The sequence below is a fragment of the Phenylobacterium aquaticum genome, from assembly GCF_022695515.1.
In the GTDB taxonomy this organism is placed as follows: Bacteria; Pseudomonadota; Alphaproteobacteria; order Caulobacterales; family Caulobacteraceae; genus Phenylobacterium; species Phenylobacterium aquaticum.
In genome coordinates this window covers 126,826-145,835 of the sequence record NZ_JALDPT010000007.1, presented here as the reverse complement: position 1 = coordinate 145,835, position 19,010 = coordinate 126,826, and the positions used below count along the sequence as shown (strand labels likewise).

At 68.5% G+C, this 19,010-nt stretch carries 17 protein-coding genes and 2 pseudogenes; 11 read left to right on the top strand and 8 right to left on the bottom strand.

All coding sequences use genetic code 11. The annotated features are described in order from the left end of the window. Positions 1-1,819 (bottom strand): methyl-accepting chemotaxis protein (locus tag MQH10_RS07645; RefSeq protein ID WP_242563477.1); only part of this gene is annotated, 1,819 nt, incomplete at its 3' end. Between the two features lie 228 nt (positions 1,820-2,047). On the opposite strand from MQH10_RS07645, the gene MQH10_RS07640 reads away from it, so the two are divergent. Continuing rightward, complete coding sequence (locus tag MQH10_RS07640) at positions 2,048-3,052, top strand: AraC family transcriptional regulator (protein ID WP_242563476.1); 1,005 nt, start codon at positions 2,048-2,050, stop codon at positions 3,050-3,052. On the opposite strand, the gene MQH10_RS07635 is transcribed toward MQH10_RS07640, so the two are convergent. After that, the gene (locus tag MQH10_RS07635; RefSeq protein WP_242563475.1) at positions 3,049-3,810 is read right to left on the bottom strand and encodes an enoyl-CoA hydratase-related protein; all 762 of its coding nucleotides are present in this window, start codon (positions 3,808-3,810) and stop codon (positions 3,049-3,051) included. The two genes, MQH10_RS07640 and MQH10_RS07635, sit on opposite strands and share 4 nt — an antisense overlap. A 126-nt stretch (positions 3,811-3,936) precedes the next feature. Continuing rightward, positions 3,937-4,260 (bottom strand): DUF1476 domain-containing protein, encoded by a 324-nt coding sequence (locus tag MQH10_RS07630; protein ID WP_242563474.1) that lies wholly within the window; start codon positions 4,258-4,260, stop codon positions 3,937-3,939. 267 nt (positions 4,261-4,527) lie between these two features. Here MQH10_RS07630 and purC point away from each other — a divergent pair, with 267 nt between their 5' ends. From purC to MQH10_RS07575, 10 genes and pseudogenes are all read left to right on the top strand, one after another. After that, positions 4,528-5,286, top strand: coding sequence for a phosphoribosylaminoimidazolesuccinocarboxamide synthase (purC, locus tag MQH10_RS07625; protein ID WP_242563473.1), 759 nt, complete (start codon positions 4,528-4,530; stop codon positions 5,284-5,286). Continuing rightward, on the top strand, positions 5,286-5,525 hold the full coding sequence (gene purS, locus MQH10_RS07620) for a phosphoribosylformylglycinamidine synthase subunit PurS (protein ID WP_242563472.1): 240 nt from the start codon (positions 5,286-5,288) through the stop codon (positions 5,523-5,525). The genes purC and purS overlap by 1 nt, the downstream gene beginning before the upstream one ends. Next, positions 5,522-5,896 carry a hypothetical protein gene (locus tag MQH10_RS07615; RefSeq protein ID WP_242563471.1) on the top strand — a complete coding sequence of 125 codons (375 nt, stop codon included), beginning with the start codon at positions 5,522-5,524 and terminating at the stop codon, positions 5,894-5,896. Before purS ends, MQH10_RS07615 begins: the two co-directional genes overlap by 4 nt. Next, positions 5,893-6,378: a DUF3291 domain-containing protein gene (locus MQH10_RS07610; protein ID WP_242563470.1), complete on the top strand. Its 486-nt coding sequence runs from the start codon at positions 5,893-5,895 to the stop codon at positions 6,376-6,378. The genes MQH10_RS07615 and MQH10_RS07610 overlap by 4 nt, the downstream gene beginning before the upstream one ends. Next, positions 6,379-6,845 (top strand): annotated as a pseudogene (locus MQH10_RS07605) (DUF3291 domain-containing protein). Further along, entirely contained in the window at positions 6,842-7,504 is a 663-nt protein-coding gene (gene purQ / locus MQH10_RS07600; RefSeq protein WP_242563468.1) for a phosphoribosylformylglycinamidine synthase subunit PurQ, read from the top strand. Before MQH10_RS07605 ends, purQ begins: the two are co-directional and overlap by 4 nt. 84 nt (positions 7,505-7,588) lie before the next feature. After that, positions 7,589-8,173, top strand: coding sequence for a GbsR/MarR family transcriptional regulator (locus MQH10_RS07595; protein ID WP_242563467.1), 585 nt, complete (start codon positions 7,589-7,591; stop codon positions 8,171-8,173). Then, positions 8,170-9,578, top strand: a pseudogene (locus MQH10_RS07585) (cytochrome ubiquinol oxidase subunit I). Before MQH10_RS07595 ends, MQH10_RS07585 begins: the two are co-directional and overlap by 4 nt. A gap of 10 nt (positions 9,579-9,588) precedes the next feature. Further along, positions 9,589-10,590 carry a cytochrome d ubiquinol oxidase subunit II gene (gene cydB / locus MQH10_RS07580; protein ID WP_242563465.1) on the top strand — a complete coding sequence of 334 codons (1,002 nt, stop codon included), beginning with the start codon at positions 9,589-9,591 and terminating at the stop codon, positions 10,588-10,590. Further along, a complete protein-coding gene (locus MQH10_RS07575) occupies positions 10,587-10,718 on the top strand; it encodes a DUF2474 family protein (RefSeq protein ID WP_242563464.1) in 132 nt (43 codons plus the stop codon). The genes cydB and MQH10_RS07575 overlap by 4 nt, the downstream gene beginning before the upstream one ends. Here MQH10_RS07575 and MQH10_RS26740 read toward each other — a convergent pair. From MQH10_RS26740 to MQH10_RS07550, 5 genes are all read right to left on the bottom strand, one after another. Then, entirely contained in the window at positions 10,687-12,075 is a 1,389-nt protein-coding gene (locus MQH10_RS26740; RefSeq protein ID WP_242563463.1) for an EscU/YscU/HrcU family type III secretion system export apparatus switch protein, read from the bottom strand. The genes MQH10_RS07575 and MQH10_RS26740 overlap by 32 nt on opposite strands. Positions 12,076-12,143: 68 nt before the next feature. Beyond that, entirely contained in the window at positions 12,144-14,504 is a 2,361-nt protein-coding gene (locus tag MQH10_RS07565; protein WP_242563462.1) for an acylase, read from the bottom strand. A gap of 107 nt (positions 14,505-14,611) precedes the next feature. After that, on the bottom strand, positions 14,612-16,213 hold the full coding sequence (locus MQH10_RS07560; RefSeq protein WP_242563461.1) for an APC family permease: 1,602 nt from the start codon (positions 16,211-16,213) through the stop codon (positions 14,612-14,614). A gap of 460 nt (positions 16,214-16,673) precedes the next feature. Next, on the bottom strand, positions 16,674-17,225 hold the full coding sequence (locus tag MQH10_RS07555; protein WP_242563460.1) for a TetR/AcrR family transcriptional regulator: 552 nt from the start codon (positions 17,223-17,225) through the stop codon (positions 16,674-16,676). 84 nt (positions 17,226-17,309) lie between these two features. Then, the gene (locus tag MQH10_RS07550) at positions 17,310-18,596 is read right to left on the bottom strand and encodes a cytochrome P450 (RefSeq protein ID WP_242563459.1); all 1,287 of its coding nucleotides are present in this window, start codon (positions 18,594-18,596) and stop codon (positions 17,310-17,312) included. Positions 18,597-19,010 lie beyond the last annotated feature (414 nt).

Here is a 19,010-nt window from a genome sequence, read left to right as displayed (position 1 = left end):
CGGCGCGGCCGCCGCGCGGCGCCGACGCCGGGTGAGTGCGGAAGCGGGCGACCAGGCTGCTCAGCTCGCCGGCCTCGTTGCGCAGGCCCGCGGCAGCGGCGGTCGCCTGCTCGACCATGGCGGCGTTCTGCTGGGTCACCTGGTCCATCTGGTTGACCGCCGCATTGACCTGGTTGAGCCCCGTCGCCTGTTCCTGGGACGACACGGCGATCTCGGCCAGCAGGGAATCGATCTCCGTCACCCGGGTGACGATCCCGGCCAGGGCGCGGCCCGTGTCGCCGACCAGCTGCACGCCGCGCTCCACCTGGGAGGACGAGCTGGCGATCAACTCCTTGATCTCCTTGGCGGCTTCCGCCGAGCGCTGAGCTAGAGCCCGGACTTCGGAGGCCACGACCGCGAAGCCCTTGCCCGCGTCCCCGGCCCGCGCCGCCTCGACCCCGGCGTTGAGCGCCAGCAAATTGGTCTGGAAGGCGATCTCGTCGATGACCCCGATGATCTGGGTGATCTGGTTGGACGAGGCCTCGATCTCGCCCATGGCCGAGACCGCGTCGCCCACCACCAGGCCCGACTGCTCGGCGTCGGTGCGGGCGGTCGAGGCCGCGCTCGACGCCATCCGCGCGCCCTCGGCGCTGCGCTTGACCGTCGCGGTGATCTGGTCGAGCGCCGCGGCGGTTTCTTCCAGGCTGGCCGCCTGCTGCTCGGTGCGCCGCGACAGGTCGTCGGAGGCGGTGGCGATCTCGTCAGAGCCGCCGCGGATCGCGCCGGTGGCGGTGGCGATCGCCGCCATGGCTTCGCCCAGGCTGTCCGCGGCGGCGTTGAAGTCGGCCTTGATCTGGGCGTACTGACCCTGGAACTCGGCTTCGATACGGGTGGTCAGGTCGCCCTGGGCCAGCCGGCTCAGATTGGCGGCCAGGGTCTGGACGACGGCGGCCTGCTCGGCCTCATTGCGACGCCGCTCGGCCTCGGTCCGGCCCCGCTGGGCCTCGGCCTCGTTGCGCATCTCGGCGGCCTCGGCCTCGGTCTCCCGCGCTCTCAGGCCGTTGTCCTTGAACACCTGCACCGCCTTGGCCATGGCCCCGACCTCGTCACGGCGATCCTGCCCCGACACCTCGACGCCCAGGTCGCCCCGCGCCAGGGTCTCCATCAACCGGCCCAGCTGGGCCAGAGGCCCGCTGATCCAGGCCCGCACCCCGAAGACGGCGATCGCTGCGACCAGGGCCAGGCCGCCCAGGATCACCCCATAGGTGGTGAGGATCGTGGCGTGGGTCTTCACGGTCAGCGCGTCGTTCTGGGTCTGAACGCTGTCCATCAGCTTGTTGGTCTTGGCCTTGAACCGATCGGCCAGGGCCGGAAACAAGGGCGAGCACTCGGTCAGGTACATCTGCTGGGTGGCGAGGTTGCTGGCGTCGTCATTGGCTGCGCGGCCGGCGGCGACCACCTTCCCGCACTGGTCGTCCAACGCGCTCAGCATGTCGGTCTTGAGCACCGGGATATCCGGATCCGACGGCAGAGCGGCGACGGCGGCGTCGATGGCCTTGATGAAGTCGCCATGGGCCGCCTGGATGCCGGCGTTGGCCACCGCGTTCTGCGCATCCGTCTTCGCCACGATCAGATCGCCGATCGCGGCCCGCGCGGTCTGGGAGGCGCGGTTCGCCCGGGCAAGCTCGACGGCCGCGGTGTTCTCGTGGTCGTTCAGCGCGCTGTACTTGTCGTCGATGCTCTTCATCTGGGCGCCGGTGAACACGGCGATGCCCAGGGCGAAGACCCCGAAGACGGCGATGATGGCCAGGAATTTTCCAACGATCGGAATGTTGTTCACGCGATCCTCCAGTACATCCGACGCCTTGGCGCGCCGCGTTATGACTGCCCCCAAATTAGGGATGATCGCCGCCGTGCTTTTGCGGAATGGCGACAGAATTTGCGCAATCACGACACCGGGCGGTCCTCCGCGCCGGCCGCGATTCATTTTGTCGCACCCGACTCAGGTCGAGAATCTGCCACTCCGACGCGCAGGGCCCGTCTTCCGGCTCTCGCATGGAGTGTTCTCATGCCCAGTCAGGTCCGCACCTCGTTCATGCGCCAGATCAGCGCGCTCTGCGAAAGCCTCGGCCTCGCGCCGGCGGCCCTCGCCGACGAGGTGGGCCTGCCCCCCGACGCCTTCCTGGATCCGGACCAGAAGGTCTCCGGCGCCGCCCTCGCCCGCCTGATCGAACTGGCGGCCGCCCGCAGCGGGGCCAAGGATTTCGGCCTGCGGCTGGGCGCCATGCGCGGGTTGGAGGACTGGGGCCTGATGGGCCTTGCGGCGCGGGAAAAGGCGACCCTGGGCGAATATCTCGACGTCCTGTCCGGTCACGCCCGCTATCAGAACGACGCCATGCGCTGCCCCCTGGTGCGGGTGGGCGAGCATGTGGAATTCCGCATGTCCTTCGGCGAGACCGAGCCCGCCCTGCTGCGCCACAGCCTGGAAATGTCGGCGGCGGTGCATGTGCGCTGCCTGCGTCAGGTGATGGGGGAGGAGATGTCGCCCGCCTATGTCACCTTCCGCCACGCCCGCATCGGCGACCTCGCCGCCTATCGCACCCACCTGGGCGGCGTCCCCTTCTTCGAGGCCGAGCATATGGCGATCGGCTACGCCCTGGACGCGCTGGACCGTCCCCTGGCCGCCAAGCGCCCCCCGCCCGGCCAGACCCTGGACAGGCTGCTGCGCAAGGAGACGCCGGCCCATCATGCGCGCTACGCCGAGGCCGTGGCCCAGAACCTGCGCGCCCTGATCGGGGTGATGGACTGCTCCATCGACCAGATGGCCCGGCTGTTCGGTCTCACCGCCCGCACCCTGCAGCGCAAGCTGGGGGACGAGGGCCTGACCTATTCCCAGATCATGGATCAGGTGCGCTCGGACATGGCCGCCGAATATATCGAGGGCTCGACCCGCCCCATGGCGGAAGTCTCCGACATTCTCGGCTTCAAGTCCCAGAGCGCGCTGGCCCACTGGCACAGGTCGCGGCACGGCGAGAGCCCCCTGGAGCGTCGTCGCCGCGCGCGGGTCGGCTAGCCCTTCGCCGCCGCGGCCATGGCCGCGCGGCCGGCGCGGATCATCTGGATCTGGCCGCGCTCTTCCAGCTCGAGCGCCGCGTCGAAGCTCAGGCCTTCCAGCGTGGCGTCGAAGGTGCGCTTGGAGACCCTCAGCGCGTCGGGAGACGCGGCCAGCATGGCCTCGGCGATCGCCGCGCCGGTCGCAGCCAGCTCGGCGTCGGGCACAAGGCGCGAGGCCAGGCCTGCAGCCAGGGCGTCCGCCGCCTTCAGGGGCTGGCCGGTCAAGAGCATGTCGCGGGTGCGGTAGGGGCCGATGGTCCGCTGCAGACGCCAGCTCACCGCCAGCTCCGAGCCGGACAGGCCGATCTTGATGAAGGCCGGATGGAAGGCGGCGCTCTCGCCCGCCACGATGACGTCGGCCGCCAGCGCGATGGCCAGGCCGCCGCCGGCCGCCGCGCCCTGGACCAGGGCCACGATCGGCTGCGGACAGGCGCGCATGGCCTTCAGCGTGTCGCGCAGCATCCAGTCGCCATTGGGACCGTCGCGCAGGGCGTCGGGCTGGCCGCCCGCCTTGAGGTCGGCGCCCGAGCAGAAGGCGCGGCCTGCGCCCGCCAGCACGATCACGCGGGCCTCGGTGTCACGGCGCCGGGCCTCGAAATAGCTGAGCAGGGCCTCCGACATCGGCTGGTTCAGCGCGTTCAGCCGGTCGGGCCGGTTCAGGGTGACGAAGTCGACGGCGCCGCGCCGCTCCACGCTCAGAATGTCTTGATCGGCCATGATCGCCTCCCTGGCGCTGATGTTCTGACGGCAGGTTTGGGCGATCTGCCGCAACGGCGCCCAAACGAAAAACGCCGCCCGGCGAGGGGCGGCGTTCTGAATTTCAACAGCCTTGCGCGGCGGGGCTCAGAGCCCGTTCTTCACCTGGTCGCGGGCCAGAGCCAGCAGCTCGTCCATCTTCATGCGCACTTCGCCTTCCGAGACGCCGACGCCGGAGCCCTTCAGGTCCTCGAACACCTTGCGCAGCACGTCCTCGTCGCCGGGCAGCTCGAAGTCCGACTTCACGACGGCCTGAGCGTATTCGTCGATGTGGGAGCCTTCCAGGCCCATCAGGCCGGCGGCCCATTGGCCGAGCAGGCGGTTGCGCCGGGCGCCCGCCTTGAATTCGTTTTCCTGCTCCAGCGCGAACTTGTTCTCAAAGCCACGTTCGCGATTGTCGAAGGTCGTCATGATGGTCCCAGATCGTGTTCAGTCGCCGTTCCTGTATCGCTTGGCGGCGGCGCCCGCAATCGAAAGCGGCGCTTCATCCACCATGACGCGAAGGCGTTGCTGCGGCGCACGCGGGCGAAGTTTGCGCGAGCGGCCCCGGTCAGCTAAATTCGTTCCGCCTCGGATGAGCGAGAAGGTCGAATCGCGGTCGCCGCGCGCGTTGGGATCAACGGCGCGCGTTTTTGTTTCCAGCGCCGACCTAGCCCTCGCTTTGTGGAGAAGGCGTGTATGACCACCCGTCGCAAGAAGATCTACGAAGGCAAGGCCAAGATCCTCTATGAAGGCCCCGAGCCCGGAACACTGATCCAGTACTTCAAGGACGACGCGACAGCCTTCAACGCCCAAAAGAAAGCCATTCTCGAGGGCAAGGGCGTCATCAATAATCGCATCAGCGAGTATTTCATGACGCGCCTGAACACCATCGGCGTGCAAAATCACTTCATCCGCAGATTGAACCTGCGCGAGCAGCTGATCCGCGAGGTCGAGATCATTCCGCTCGAGGTCGTCTGCCGCAACGTCGCCGCGGGCTCTTTGTCGCAGCGCTTCGGCCTGCCCGAGGGCCAGCAGCTGCCGCGCTCGATCATCGAGTTCTATCTGAAGGACGACAAGCTCTCCGACCCGATGGTCACCGAAGAGCACATCACCGCCTTCAACTGGGCCTCGACCCAGGAGATCGACGACATGATGGCCCTGACGCTGCGCATCAACGACTTCCTGAACGGCTCGTTCGGAGCGGTTGGCATCACCCTGGTCGATTTCAAGATCGAGTTCGGCCGTCTGTGGGAGGGCGACTTCGCCCGCACCATCCTGGCCGACGAGATCAGCCCCGACAGCTGCCGGCTTTGGGACGCCCAGACCCAGGAAAAGATGGACAAGGACCGCTTCCGGCGCGACCTGGGCGATGTCATCGAGAACTACACCGAAGTCGCCCGAAGGCTCGGCATCATGAAAGAGATGCCGACCGTGATCCAAGGAGGCCTGCACTAGTGCGCGCGAAAGTCCACGTCTTCCTCAAGCCCGGCGTCCTCGACGTCCAGGGCAAGGCCGTCGAGAACGCCCTGCATGGCCTGGGCTGGGCCGGCGTCGAAGGCGTGCGGGTCGGCAAGACCATCGAGTTCGACCTGAAGAGCGCCAACGCCGCCGAGGCCGAGGCCGAGGTCAAGCAGATGTGCGAGAAGCTCCTCGCCAACACCGTGATCGAAAGCTACCGGGTGGAGCTGGCGTGAGGGCCCTGGCGCCCCTCCTCGGAGGCGCCCTCGCCCTGGCCGCCTGCGCGCCGAAAGCCGAGGCCCCGGCGCAAGTCCCCCAGCTGGACTGCGCCCTGGGCTTCGATGCGCTCGCCGCCAAGATCGCCGCCGAGCCGGGCGTCCGCCCCGCGCCGCCGGAGCCGGGCGAGCCCTATCGCTTCTACACCTCGGCCGACGCCAGCGTGTCCTACATGATCACCCTGAAGGGCGCGCCGGGCCACCCGGCGATCCTGCAGCAGCGCGCGGCCGGCGGCCACGTGACCAATTCCGGCTGCCCGTTCGGCGACAAGGCTGGATATGACCAACTCGACGCCTATCTGCGGAGTCTGGCCAAAGGAGGCGGGACGTGAGCGGCTTTCACCTTGCGCAGATCAATATCGGAACCCTCAAGGCGCCCGTCGATGCGCCGGAAACGGCCGAGTTCGTCGCCAATCTCGGCGTTATCAACGCCCTGGCGGAAAGCCAGCCCGGCTTCATCTGGCGACTGACCGGCGATGGCGACGACGCCACCGATATCCAGCCCTTCGAGAATCCCTTGATGGCCGTGAACATGTCGGTCTGGACGGACACGGAATCGCTGGCGGCCTTCGTATACCGAACGGCCCATCGCGACATCATGCGACGTCGCCGCGAGTGGTTCGAGTCCATGGAACTCTACATGTGCCTCTGGTGGGTGCCGATCGGCCATGAGCCGACCCCCGAGGAAGGGATCGCCCGCCTGGAGATCCTGCGCCGCCGCGGCCCGTCGCCGGAGGCCTTCACCTTCCGCGAGCCCTTCCCCGCGCCTGACGTCGCAACGCCTCCCGCCGCGATCCTGGATGAGTGCGCCTGAGTGAGCGGACATCACCTCGCCCAGTTCAATGTCGCCACCCTCAAGGCGCCCCTTGAGGCGCCGGAGATCACCGTGTTCCGCGAGGCGCTGGACGAGATCAATGCGCTCGCGGAGGCCCAGCCCGGCTTCATCTGGCGCGGCGATGGCGAGGGGTTCTCCTCGGCCACGCCCGCGGCCGACCAGGACCCGCTCTATCTGATCAACATGTCGGTCTGGGAAAGCGCCGAGCACCTGGCCGCCTTCGCCTATCGCACCGAGCATCGCGACTATGTCCGCCGCCGCGGCGAATGGTTCGAGGCCAATGTGCAGGCCTCCTTCTGCCTGTGGTGGATCCCGGCCGGACCATCCCCAGCCGTGACGAGGGGATCGCCCGCCTGGCGCACCTGCACGCCCACGGTCCCAGCGACCACGCCTTCGACTTCAAGACTCGCATCCCCGCTCCCGACCAGCTAGAGGCCGCCAAATGAAAGCCGCCGTCATCGTCTTCCCCGGCTCCAATTGCGACCGCGACTGCAAGGTCGCCATCGAGCGCTCGACCGGCGCGGCGGTGGAGATGGTCTGGCACGCCGAGACCGCCCTGCCCTCCGGCCTGGACCTGATCGTCCTGCCCGGCGGCTTCTCCTATGGCGACTATCTGCGCTGCGGGGCCATGGCGGCCCTCTCGCCGGTGATGGCCGAGGTCAAGGCCGCCGCCGAGCGCGGCGTGGCCACGGTCGGCATTTGCAATGGCTTCCAGGTCTTGTGCGAGGCCGGCATGCTGCCCGGCGCCCTCTTACGCAACGAGCAGCTGAAATATGTCTGCAAGGCCGTCGACCTTGAGGTCGCCAACGCCCAGACCCGCTTCACCGCCGGCTTCGGCGACCGCCGCCAGGTGACCATGACCGTCGGCAATGGCGAGGGCAATTTCTTCGCCGACGCCGAGACCCTGGCCCGCATCGAGGGCGAGGGCCAGGTGGTGTTCCGCTATGTGAACAATCCCAACGGCTCGACCGACGCCATCGCCGGCATCGTCAATGGCCGGGGCAATGTGCTGGGCCTGATGCCGCACCCCGACCGCGCCTTCGAGGCGGAGTTGGGCTCGGCCGACGGCGCCATCCTGTTCCAGAGCGCCCTCGCCAGCGCCTGACGCCCCGAAATTTGCAAGGCCTCCTTGATCTGGATCAAGTCGTTCTGTAATTTCAGTCATTGCTGAAATCTCAGGAATGACGAAATGACTCTCCCCCCGATCGTCCAGGCCTTCGTGCTGCATTTCGGGGAGATGGGCGGACGATGGGGCGTCAACCGCACCGTCGGCCAGATCTACGCCCTGCTGTTCCTATCCGACCGCCCGCTCAACGCCGAGGAGATCACCGAGGCGCTGGGCGTCTCGCGCTCCAATGTCAGTATGGGAATCAAGGAGTTGGAGGCCTGGAGGCTGGTCCGCAAACGCCACCTGCCCGGCGACCGCCGCGAGTACCTCGAGGCGCCCGACGACATCTGGCAGATCCTGCGGACGCTCGCAGAAGAGCGGCGCAAACGTGAGATCGATCCCACCCTTTCGCTTCTGCGCGACATCCTGATGGAGACCCCGGCCAGCGCCGAGGAACGCCACGCCCAGGCCAAGATGCGCCAGATGCACGACCTGATCGAGCTGCTCACCGGCTGGGCCGACGATGTGCAGCGCCTGGATAACGACAGTCTGGCCCAATTGCTGGCGCTCGGCGCCGGCGTCTCCAAGCTTCTGGAGGTCAAGAGCAAGATCGCGGTCTTCGCCTCCGGCAAGCGTCGCAACAGTACTCAGGAGGACGCGTCATGACCGACGCCCTGTTCCTGGCGCGGGCGCAGTTCGCCTTCACCATTGGATTTCATATCGTTTTCCCGGTCTTTTCGATCGGGCTGGCCAGCTATCTGGCCGTTCTCGAAGGGCTCTGGCTCAAGACCCGCAAGCCCGTCTATCTGGACCTGTTCAATTACTGGATGAAGATCTTCGCCGTGGCCTTCGGGGCCGGCGTCGTCTCGGGCCTGGTCATGTCCTACCAGATCGGCTCGAACTGGTCGGTGTTCTCCGACAAGGCCGGCCCGGTGGTGGGCCCCCTGATGGCCTATGAGGTGATGAGCGCCTTCTTCCTGGAGGCCGGCTTCCTGGGTGTGATGCTGTTCGGCCGGAGAAGGTCGGCGAGCGCCTGCACTTCGCCGCCACCCTGGCTGTCGCCGTCGGCACCTTCGCCTCCGCCTTCTGGATCCTGGCGGTGAACAGCTGGATGCAGACCCCGGCCGGCTTCGCGATAAACGCCCAGGGCCAGTTCGTCCCCGTCAGCTGGATGGCGGTGATCTTCAATCCGTCCTTCCCCTATCGCCTGGTCCACATGGTGCTGGCGGCCTATCTGACCACCGCCCTGGTCGTGGGCGCAGTGGGCGCCTTCCACCTCCTGAAGGACCGCGCCCAGCCGGCGGCCCGCAAGATGTTCTCCATGGCCATGTGGATGACCACCCTGGTCGCCCCGATCCAGATCCTGGCCGGCGACGCCCATGGCCTGAACACCCTGGAGCACCAGCCCGCCAAGGTCATGGCGATGGAGGGCCACTATCAGAGCCACCCGGCCGGCGCCCCGCTGATCCTGTTCGGCCTGCCCGACCAAAAGGCCGGCGTGGTGCGCGCGGCGATCGAGGTCCCCAAGCTCTCCTCCCTGATCCTGAAGCACAATCCCAACGCCCCCCTGGCGGGTCTCGACACCATTCCGCGCCAGAACTGGCCCTTCGTGCCGGTGGTCTTCTGGTCGTTCCGGATCATGGTCGGCATCGGCCTCGCCATCGCGGCGCTGGGGGCGATCACCCTCTTCGCCCGCCTGCGCGGCAAGCTCTATGACTGGGCGCCGCCCCAGTGGCTGGCTCTGGCCATGGGGCCCATGGGCTTCGTGGCGGTGCTCGCCGGCTGGGTGACCACCGAGGTCGGCCGTCAGCCCTATACGGTCTATGGCCTGCTACGCACCTCGCACTCGGCCTCGCCGCTGGACGCCCCGGCCGTGGCGGCCTCCCTCGCCGCCTTCGCGGTGGTCTATTTCACCGTCTTCGGGGCCGGCCTCTTCTACCTCCTGCGCCTAATGAGCCAGCCGCCCAAGGCCCACGAGGCCGGCCCCTCCGGCCCCGCACCGGTCCGGGCCGCCGGGATCACGCCGGCCCCGGCGATCGACCCCGACCGTCTGCTGCACCCGGCGGAATGAGGACCAGGCCATGCACATCGACCTCACCCTCGTCTGGGCCGCCATCCTCGCCTTCGCCGTCTTCGCCTATGTCGCCATGGACGGGTTCGACCTGGGCGTTGGCGTCCTGTTTCCCTTCTTCCAGAAGGGCGGCCAGCGCGACACCGCCATGAACTCCGTCGCCCCGGTCTGGGACGGCAACGAGACCTGGCTGATCCTCGGCGGCGGCGGCCTGTTCGCCGCCTTCCCGCTCGCCTATGCGATCCTGATGCCGGCGGTCTACACGCCCCTGATCGCCATGCTGCTCGGCCTGGTGTTCCGCGGCGTGGCCTTTGAATACCGCTGGCGAACCGACCGGGCCAAATGGGCCTGGGACCTCGCCTTCTGCGGCGGCTCAGCGCTCGCCGCCCTATCCCAGGGCGTGATCCTCGGCGCGATCCTGCAGGGGGTGAAGGTGGCCGGCCGCGGCTATGGCGGCGGCTGGTGGGACTGGCTCACGCCCTTCAGCCTGCTCTGCGGCGTCTCGGTCCTGGCCGGCTACGCCCTGCTGGGCGCGACCTGGCTGGTGCTGAAGACCGAGGGGGAACTGCAGGACCGGGCCTATCGCCTGGCCGGTTGGCTGACGGCGGCGACCCTCATCGCCATCTTCAGCGTCAGCGCCGCGACCCCGTTCCTGGAGGGCGCCTATTGGCGGCGCTGGTTCGAATTCCCCCGGATCCTCGCCACCGCCCAGGTGCCGCTCCTGGTGGTCATCACCGCGGCCGCCCTGGTCTACGGCCTGAAGCAGCGACGGGAGACCTGGCTGTTTCCCCTGGCGCTGTGCCTGTTCGGCCTCGGCTATGCGGGGCTGGCGATCAGCCTCTTCCCCTATGTGGTGCCGATGCAGGTGACCCTCTGGCAGGCCGCCGCGCCGCCGGCCAGCCAGGCCTTCATGCTGGTCGGCGCCCTGGTGCTGGTCCCGGTGATCCTGGCCTATACCGGCTACGCCTACTGGGTGTTCCGCGGCAAGGTCGGGGCGGAGGGCTACCATTGACCCCCGCCCGATCCGTCCCCGCCTGGCGACGCTGGACCTGGTTCCTCGGCATATGGGCGGCCAGCGTCCTGGCGCTCGGCCTCGTGGCCGGCGGCCTCAAGCTGGTGTTCGGGGCGATCCTGACGTGACGCTCTCGTCCTTGGCGGCCTTGAGCAGAAAGCCCAGAACCTCTGCCACCGCCACATAGAGCCGCTCGGGGATCTCGGTCTCCAGCTCCAACGTCGAGAGCGCCTGGGCGAGCGGCGGATTGTGCGTCATGGGCACGCCATGGGCCTGCGCCACCGCGATGATCCGCTCCCCGGTCAGGCCACGGCCGGAGGCCACCACCTGCGGCGCGCCGCCGCCTTCATAGCGCAGCGCCACAGCCACGCGGCGATTGGGGGTGTCGGCGCTCATAGAGTCTGATCCACGAGGCGGCCTGCCGCCGGGGCCGGGGCGGCCGGGGTTCCATGATAGACGGACACGTCCGCCGGCAGCCGCGCGGCCGCCAGTCGGGCGTTCAGGGTCTCCACATGCGCCCGCAGGCGCTCGGCGCCGTGCGGCGCGTCTCGGCCAGAGCGCCACGCCCAGATGGCCATGAGCCAGGGTCAGGTGCGCCTCGATGGGCCCAAGCGGATCGATGTCCAGGGCGAAACGGGTCCGCCAGGTGGCGCCCTGCTCCCGGTCGCCCCCGGTCCCCTTGCCCTCACGGCGGATCTCGAACTGGGTCATGGCCGCGCCCTGGGGCGTGGCGACGGGCGCCTCGAACACCCAGCGGGTCACTTCGCCCGCCTCGACCAGGTCGTGGGGCGAGGGCATGGAGGCGATCTGCAGGAGCTCGGTGCGGGCCAGCGCCGCATCGGTCTCGTCGGCCAGCTGGCGCAGGACGGCGGGGATCTCGACATCGCCGCTCAGGTTCGGCATGGCCGGCCTCTGGGCAGTGGTCGGGCCGCCGCGATAGGGGGGCGGTGGGCGTTGCGCGGTCGGCTTGCCCGGCGTCCGCACCGAGTCCAGCGGCAGGCCCGAGGCCAGGGCCTGGCGCAGGATCAGCAGCGAGGCCTTGAGGTCGACTCCCACCGGCGAGGCCTGGGGCTCCGAGGCGAGCTTGGCCTCCAGCAGCAGACCCGATCCGGTCAGGGCCTTCATCACGTCCTTGGCCGAAATGTCCGGGCCCATGGGCGAGAGCTGCATCATGACCTGGGCGGCGGCGGCGCGGGCGGCCGGCGGCAAGGGGCGGCCGCCCAGCGCCTGGCGCAGATCGGCGATCAGGGGGCCCATGCCGTCCTGGCGGGCGGCGGCCTCCTGGGCGGCCATGGCCGCGGCCGAGGCCGGGGTCTTGGGCGTATTGGCCTGGTCGGGGCTCGGCGCGCGGCGGGGACCGTAGATCGGCCCCGCGCGCTCCACCTCCTGGATGCGCGCGACCTCGCTCACGTTGGAGCGGATGCCTCCAGCGATCTGGGTGGCGCTGGGCGCGCCGGTCGGCCCTCTGATCGGCGAGATCGCCACGCGAAGTCCCGTCCGCTTTGCAAGGCCTCCAGGCTAGGCAAGCATGGTGAACGCGGCGTTAAGACTTGTTACCGGACCGGCTCCTCCAGGGTCATCCGCGTCAGGGTCGGATCGGCGGCGATGTCGGCGGCGTGGAAGGGCAGCCGGTTCCAGCCCTTGCCCGCGTGCAGCCAGGTCTGGTCGGCGTAGTGGGCCGAGGCCGGGTCGGTGGACTGGGAATAGGTCAGGATCCCGTCAGCCACCGGACCCTGGTCGTCGAAGGTGACCACCTGGATGTAGCTGGAGCCGTGATAGGGCACATAGCCGACGCCCGGGACCAGCTTGGATTGTTGGGCGTTGAGCACCCCGTCGGAGCCCTCGCCGCCCGGCACCGGGATGCGCTGGGCGCCGCGCACCGCCACCTGGACCGAAGCCCAGGGCGCGTCGATCGGCACGCCGGCGGCGTCCAGGGTCTCGACCGCCTGGGTCAGGGCCTGCAGCACCGCCGCGGAAACGGCCGGATCGGACTTCACGCCGCGCGGGGTATGGACCGGGTCGGCGGGGTCGAAGGCGACCGCATAGAGGTTCGGGATCCGCTCGGCGCGGCGCCAGAACTCGATGAACAGCGGGGCGCCCACGCTGTCGAGGTTCATGCGCCGGTCCCATTTGGCCAGCACCGCGCAGGCCCGGGCGAGGTCGACGGACTTGCCGGCCGGCGTCTTGACGATCCCGGCCCCCGAGCAGATCCGCGCCACGTCGTCGAGCACGAGGTCTGCGGCCAGGTTCTTGTTGCGATAGAGCATGGCCTCGACCGCCGCCGGATCGACCTTGGCGCCCGGCAGGCCGTCGGCCCCGGCCAGCCGGGCCTCAATCTCCAGCAGGCCCTGGCGGGTGCGCAGGTTCTGGGCCACGGCGGTCGGACCAACGATGGGCGGATAGGCGGCCATCGGCGCGCGGCCATTGGCCAGCCAGTAGCTGTCATTGCTGTTGGCGACATAGTCGGTGCGGACCTGGGCCGGCATGGCCTCGCCCGGCATCAGGCCCGGCGCCGGCGTGCCCTTGACCACGTCCCAGTCACAGGCCGACCGGGCGCCGTCCAGCAGATAGATCCGCGCCCCGGCGGCCAGCGGCCCCAGCCCCGAGGGCGGCGCGCAGGTCTTCAGCTTGTCGGCCGAGACATTGGGGGTGGCCGTCACGTCGGCATAGAGCACCTGGCCCGACCGGTCGGCGGCGATGGTGTTGACCCAGGGAATGCCCAGGGTCCGGCGGATGGTCGCCTGGATGTCTCCGACCGACTTCGCCCGGGCGATGTCCAGCCAGACCTCGCCGGAGCGCAGGTTGTTGTGGTTGGCGTCGCGCAGGGCGTAGGCGCGCTTGGCGCTCCAATTGACCCCGGCCTGGGGCATCACGACCAGGGGGCCATAGACGCTGGAATAGACCGTGCGGACCCGCGGCTTGGCCTCGCCCTTCACTTCGATGGCCAGGTCCTGGCGAACCATCGGCCGGGACTTTCCGTCGACCAGGTAGGCGGTGGGATCCTTGGGATCGAGGGTCAGCTCGGCGACCGTGAAGTGGCGGTCGGTGGAAACCGTGTGGGTCCAGGCGACGTCGTGGTTGAAGCCGATGGAGATCCCCGGCGCGCCGCCGATGGTCACCCCCATGACGTCCAGCTTGCCCGGGATCGTCAGGTGGACCTGGTAGAACCGGTTGGTGGTCTCCCAGGGAAAGTGCGGATTGCCGAGCAGGACGCCCGCGCCATTGGCGGTGACATCGCGGCCGAAGGCCCAGCCGTTGCTGCCCAGGCCGAAGGTCTCCGGCTCCACCGGCAGGCCAACCGGCGCCAGCTGGGCGGTCTTGACCGCCGCAGGCGGGGCGGCGGCGGTGATCATCTTGAGCCACGCCCCGGCGCTGGCCTGGATCATCCGCTCCTCGTTGAGACGCAGGAGGTCGTCGAGGGTGATCGGCCGCAGCCAGGCGGCGTCGCGGCAGCCGGCCGGCAGGGCGGCCTTGGGCGTGTCGCGCAGATAGCGGTTGAAACCGGCGGCGTAGCCCCGGACCAGGGCCTGATAGTCCTTGGACACCCCGGCGAAGGCGCGGCGCAGGCCGACGATGTCCAGGTTGGCCTTGAAGAACACGTCGGCCTCGAGGTTCGGAACCTCGGTGAAGGCCACGGTCGTCACCCCGTCGGCGCCGAAATACTTCGACCGCTCGCCGTTCACCGTGACCACCTTGTCGGCGATCAGGCAGAGATTGTCCTGGGCGAAGGCGTAGGCCTCGCCATAGCCGACCGAGCCATAGTCGGCGCCGCTGACGTGGGGGATGCCGTAGCGGGTGCGGGCGATCTCGGCGTGATAGACGGGCGTCGCCGCCTGGGCCGCCGCGCTGGCCATCAGGCCGATGGCGCCGGCCGCGACGAAGGCCACCGTGCGCGGGCCCTTGAACTGAACCATCTCGTCTCTCTCCCCCAGGGGCGCGTGGTCCGCGCCTCGTTTGACAGCAACAGGGCGGACGACGCCCTGCGCCGCCCGCCCCGCCAATTAAGTCCGACTCCGAAGGTCTAGTCGACCTTGTGCGGCAGCTCCATCGGCTCGGCTTCGTGGCCGGAGACCGCGACGCCCTTGCCCAGCTTGGAGTTCCACATGCCGTAGGCGAAGTAGACCAGGATCCCGCCCGCCAGATAGATCAGGAAGAAGTTGCGGGTGGCCGGGGCCGCCATCAGGCTCATCAGCAGGAACAGGCACATGACCGCGCCCAGGATCGGCACCACCGGATAGAGCGGGGTGCGGAAGGGACGCTTCAGGTCCTTCGCAGTGATGCGCAGATAGATCACCGTGATGCAGACGATGGCGAAGGCCGCCAGCGAGCCCACGTTCGACAGGTCCGCGAGCGCGTCCAGCGACATGAAGCCGGCCGCGGAGGCCGCCGCCACGCCGACGATGATGGTGTTCACCCAGGGCGTCTTGAACTTGGCATGGACCCGGGCCAGGACGCTGGGCAGCAGGCCGTCGCGGGACATGGTGTAGAAGATGCGGGTCTGACCATACATCAGGACCAGCATCACCGACGACAGGCCGGCGATGGCCCCGATCTTCACCAGCACTGCGAACCACGGCAGGCCGATCTGGTTCACCGCCGTGGCGATGGGCGCGGGGTTGTCCAGCGAGGCGTAGGGCACGATGCCGACCAGCACCGCCGAGGTGGCGATGTAGAGCACGGTGCAGATGGCCAGAGCGCCGAGGATGCCGATCGGCATGTCCTTGGCCGGGTTGCGCGCCTCGGCCCCGGCGGTGGAGACCGCCTCGAAGCCCAGATAGGCGAAGAAGATAACCGCCGCGGCGTGGATCACCCCGCCGATGCCGTACTTGGTGTTGTTGGCGCCGGTGACCACGTCGACCATGGCGCGGCCCATCTGATGCCAGATGTCCATCGGCGTGCCGGGCGGCGGGGCCGGGATCTGGGCCGGGATCAGCGGCGACCAGTGGGCCGGGTTCACATAGCGGGCCCCGATGATGATGAAGGCCAGGACCACGGTCAGCTTGATGACCACGACGATGTTGTTGACGGTGGCGCTCTCGGAGACGCCGACCACCAGCAGGCAGGTGACCAGGCCGATCGCGACGATGGCCGGCAGGTTCATGATCCCCTTGGCGATCACCACCCCGGCGTCATTCTTCACCAGCACCCCCGGCGCCGCCGTCAGCTCTGGGGGTATGACGATATGCATCTGGTGCAGCAGGCTTGTGAGATAGCCCGACCAGCCAACGGCCACGGTCGAGGCGGCCAGGCCGTATTCGAGCACCAGGAGCAAGCCCATGACCCAGGCCACGACCTCGCCCATGGAGGCGTAGCTGTAGGAATAGGCCGAGCCGGAGACCGGCAGCACCGAGGCGAGCTCGGCGTAGCAGAGGGCCACGAAGGCGCAGAGCGTGCCGGTGATCACGAAGGAGATCATGATGCCGGGGCCGGCGAACTGGGCGGCCGCACGACCGGTCAGCACGAAGATGCCGGTGCCGATGACGCAGCCGATCCCCAGCATGATCAGGTTGAGCGCGCCGAGCGAGCGGCTCAGTTCGCCATGCTCGTGCTCGGACTGGATCTGAGCGACCGACTTGCGTCGGAAAATCCCCCCCCGTGGCCGGGCAGCTTCGACGTTTGCCATCAATATCTCTCCTGGGCGGCCGGACTCGGGCGCCAGCCTTTCCGCGACGCTAACGGTAAGGCGCGACGGCGGCAATCTCGGGCCTGAGGCAGAGAACGCCAACGGTTTCGCCTGAGGGGGATCGTAAGCGTCGCGAGGCGGCGCGATCCGTGCGGTTCTCTCAAACAAACGCCAGGATTTGAGCAGTTTTCATGCTTCGCGGAGGTGGCGAGCGGCGGTTCCGCGGGCCGGCCGTAAGCAGCGCGCGGCGGTGGGTTGGAACGACGATGAGAAGGACCAGGGAGATTGTAAACCCGAGGGGCCGAAAGCGCCGACCTGAATCGACAGGGCCGGTTTGACGTCAACATGGACGAGGAGGTTTGGAGAGGCGGAGGGTTGGATTAAATTATTGATTTACTTATGTTTTTATCCACGTCATGTGGCGACCGTTGCGCACAGCGGGCGGGCTGGCGGGCGCCGCTCACCGCATGTATTGCGGGGACAGGAGGAAGGCGAAGCCGCGCAGCACGGCCTGCTCCAGGCGCTCGGCCAGGGCGGCGTCATTTTCCATCTGGACGGTCGAGGCGATGCCGCGTCCGAGCACCCAGCACAGGCGCGCGATGTCCTCGACCCGGTCCGCCGGCACCCTGTCGTCCCCGCGCAGCGAACTCTGGAAGGCTTCGAAGGCCTGATGCTCGGCCTCCCGCACGGCGAGATGGCCCGCGCGGCTCGGCTCGATCTGCATCAGGGCGTAGAGGTTGGGACTGCGGCGGATGAAGGCGAGCAGGGCGGCGTTGGCCGCGTCGATCCGGTGCGGGAACCTGCCGCTCGCCATGGCGTGCTCGATCCTCTGGGCGAGCTCCCGCCAGCCTTCGACCGCCACCGCCGCCCGCAGAGCGTCCTTGTTGGTGAAGTGATAGTAGAGGCTCGCGACCCCGCTGCCGACCTCCGTCGCCACCCGCCGCAGCTGCAGGGCGTCGGCCCCGCCGCGCTCGACCAGGCTCCGCGCCGCATCGAGGGCGCGGCGCCGCAAGGTTCCGGGACTGGCGATGGGGATGTCATGACCGACCTTCGAACACGGGCCTGACCATGGACGATGACGGGTCTTGCAAACAGCCTAGATCCGGGCGGGCAGGACGACCTGCATGTCCTCATAGCCCTTCACGAAGATCGAATAGCTGCGCCGGGGCTCCGCCTGCAGCTGGATGTCGGGGAAGCGCTTCATGATCTCTTCCCAGATGATGGTCAGCTGAAGCTCGGCCAGGCGGTTGCCGACGCAGCGGTGAATGCCGAACCCGAAGGACATGTGCTGGCGCGGCCGGGGCCGGTCGATGATGTAGCTGTCGGGGTCCTCGATCACGGTCGCGTCGCGATTGCCCGAGACGTACCACATGACCACCTTGTCGCCGGCCTTGATGGTCTTGCCGCCCATCTCGAAATCCTGGGTCGCGGTGCGCGACATGTGGGCGAGCGGCGTCTGCCAGCGAATGGTCTCGGAGACCATGGACGGGATCAGGTCGGGATTGGCCCGCAGCTTGGCGTACTGGTCCGGGTTCTGGTTCAGGGCCAGGACCGAGCCGGAGATGGTGTTCCGGGTCGTGTCATTGCCGCCGATGATCAGCAGGCCGACATTGGCGTGGAACTCCGCCATCGTCATGTTCCGGGTGTCTTCCCCGTGGGCCAGCATGGAGATCAGGTCGCCGGCGGGTTCGGCGTTGACCCGCTGGTTCCAGAGCTCCGTGAAGTAGCCGAAGCACTCGGCCATGGTCTCGCGCAGTTCCTGCAGGTTGGCGACCGGACCGCCAAAGCCCGGCGGCGTGGTCATGGCGTCGGACCAACGGGTGAGCTTGCGGCGCTCCTCGAAGGGAAAGTCGAACAGGGTCGCCAAGGTCATGGTGGTCAGTTCCTTGGACACCAGATCGACCCAGTCGAAGCTCTCGCCGATCGGCAGGCTGTCGAGGATCCGGCCCGCCCGCTCGCGGATCAGCGGGGCCATGAGGGAAAGCGCGTGGGGCGACAGGGCCGGACTGACCGTCTTGCGCTGGGCGTCGTGGCGCGGCGGGTCCATGGCGATGAAGTTGGTGGCGGTGTTGTTGGGGTCGCGGAACCCCTGGGCGGCCTTGGGCGACAGGGCGATGCCCTTGGCCGAGGAAAACACCTGGTGGTTGGAGTCCACCGCCATGATGTCGTTGTATCGGGTGATCGACCAGAAGGGCCCGTAGTTGCTGTCGGGCGTGTAGTGCACCGGCGCCTCGGCGCGCAGCCGCTCGAAGATCGGCCACATGGCGTCGTCGCGGAACAGCGAGGCGCGCGCCGGATTCAGCTCTTCGATGGGGGCGCTGTAGGCGGCCTCGCGCGCCGCGGCGCGCTTGTCGTTCAGAACGTCCACGATGCCGTCCGCCATCCCTAGGCCCTCCCTGCCTGCGCCCAGGCCGGGCGCGGGCCTATCGAGCCCCTTCGAACACGGTTCCACAAGCGGTTCTGGTGGCGGGCGGGGTGTGGGGGTGTCGCGGGTTTCGCCGGCCGCTCCCCGGGGGGCTTCGGGTCAGCAAGGGTTTGTCCACGAACGACACGAACGGGCCGTGGGGACGGGACGGTCGGGGGCGCCCTCAAACCCGCTCATCCCGGCGACCCCGAAGGGGCGGCGCGAAGCAGTCAAGGCCGGGATCCAGATCCTAAAGCGCATAGGTCGCCAGATGGGCCTCCGTTGGGCATCACCGGATTCGCCGAGCCCTATGATCTGGGTCCCGGCGTTCGCCGGGATGAGCGGGGTGGGGATGGCTTGGCGCCGCCGCCGTGCTTGTAAAAAATCTTTGAC

Bases quoted from the DNA above. Each gene is read 5' to 3' on its own strand.
- MQH10_RS07565 (WP_242563462.1), bottom strand. From the start codon at position 14,504: ATGGTTCAGTTCAAGGGCCCGCGCACGGTGGCCTTCGTCGCGGCCGGC.
- MQH10_RS07640 (WP_242563476.1), top strand. From the start codon at position 2,048: ATGCCCAGTCAGGTCCGCACCTCGTTCATGCGCCAGATCAGCGCGCTC.
- purQ (WP_242563468.1), top strand. From the start codon at position 6,842: ATGAAAGCCGCCGTCATCGTCTTCCCCGGCTCCAATTGCGACCGCGAC.
- purC (WP_242563473.1), top strand. From the start codon at position 4,528: ATGACCACCCGTCGCAAGAAGATCTACGAAGGCAAGGCCAAGATCCTC.
- MQH10_RS07550 (WP_242563459.1), bottom strand. From the start codon at position 18,596: ATGGCGGACGGCATCGTGGACGTTCTGAACGACAAGCGCGCCGCGGCG.
- cydB (WP_242563465.1), top strand. From the start codon at position 9,589: ATGCACATCGACCTCACCCTCGTCTGGGCCGCCATCCTCGCCTTCGCC.
- MQH10_RS07560 (WP_242563461.1), bottom strand. From the start codon at position 16,213: ATGGCAAACGTCGAAGCTGCCCGGCCACGGGGGGGGATTTTCCGACGC.
- MQH10_RS07595 (WP_242563467.1), top strand. From the start codon at position 7,589: ATGACTCTCCCCCCGATCGTCCAGGCCTTCGTGCTGCATTTCGGGGAG.
- MQH10_RS07630 (WP_242563474.1), bottom strand. From the start codon at position 4,260: ATGACGACCTTCGACAATCGCGAACGTGGCTTTGAGAACAAGTTCGCG.
- MQH10_RS07635 (WP_242563475.1), bottom strand. From the start codon at position 3,810: ATGGCCGATCAAGACATTCTGAGCGTGGAGCGGCGCGGCGCCGTCGAC.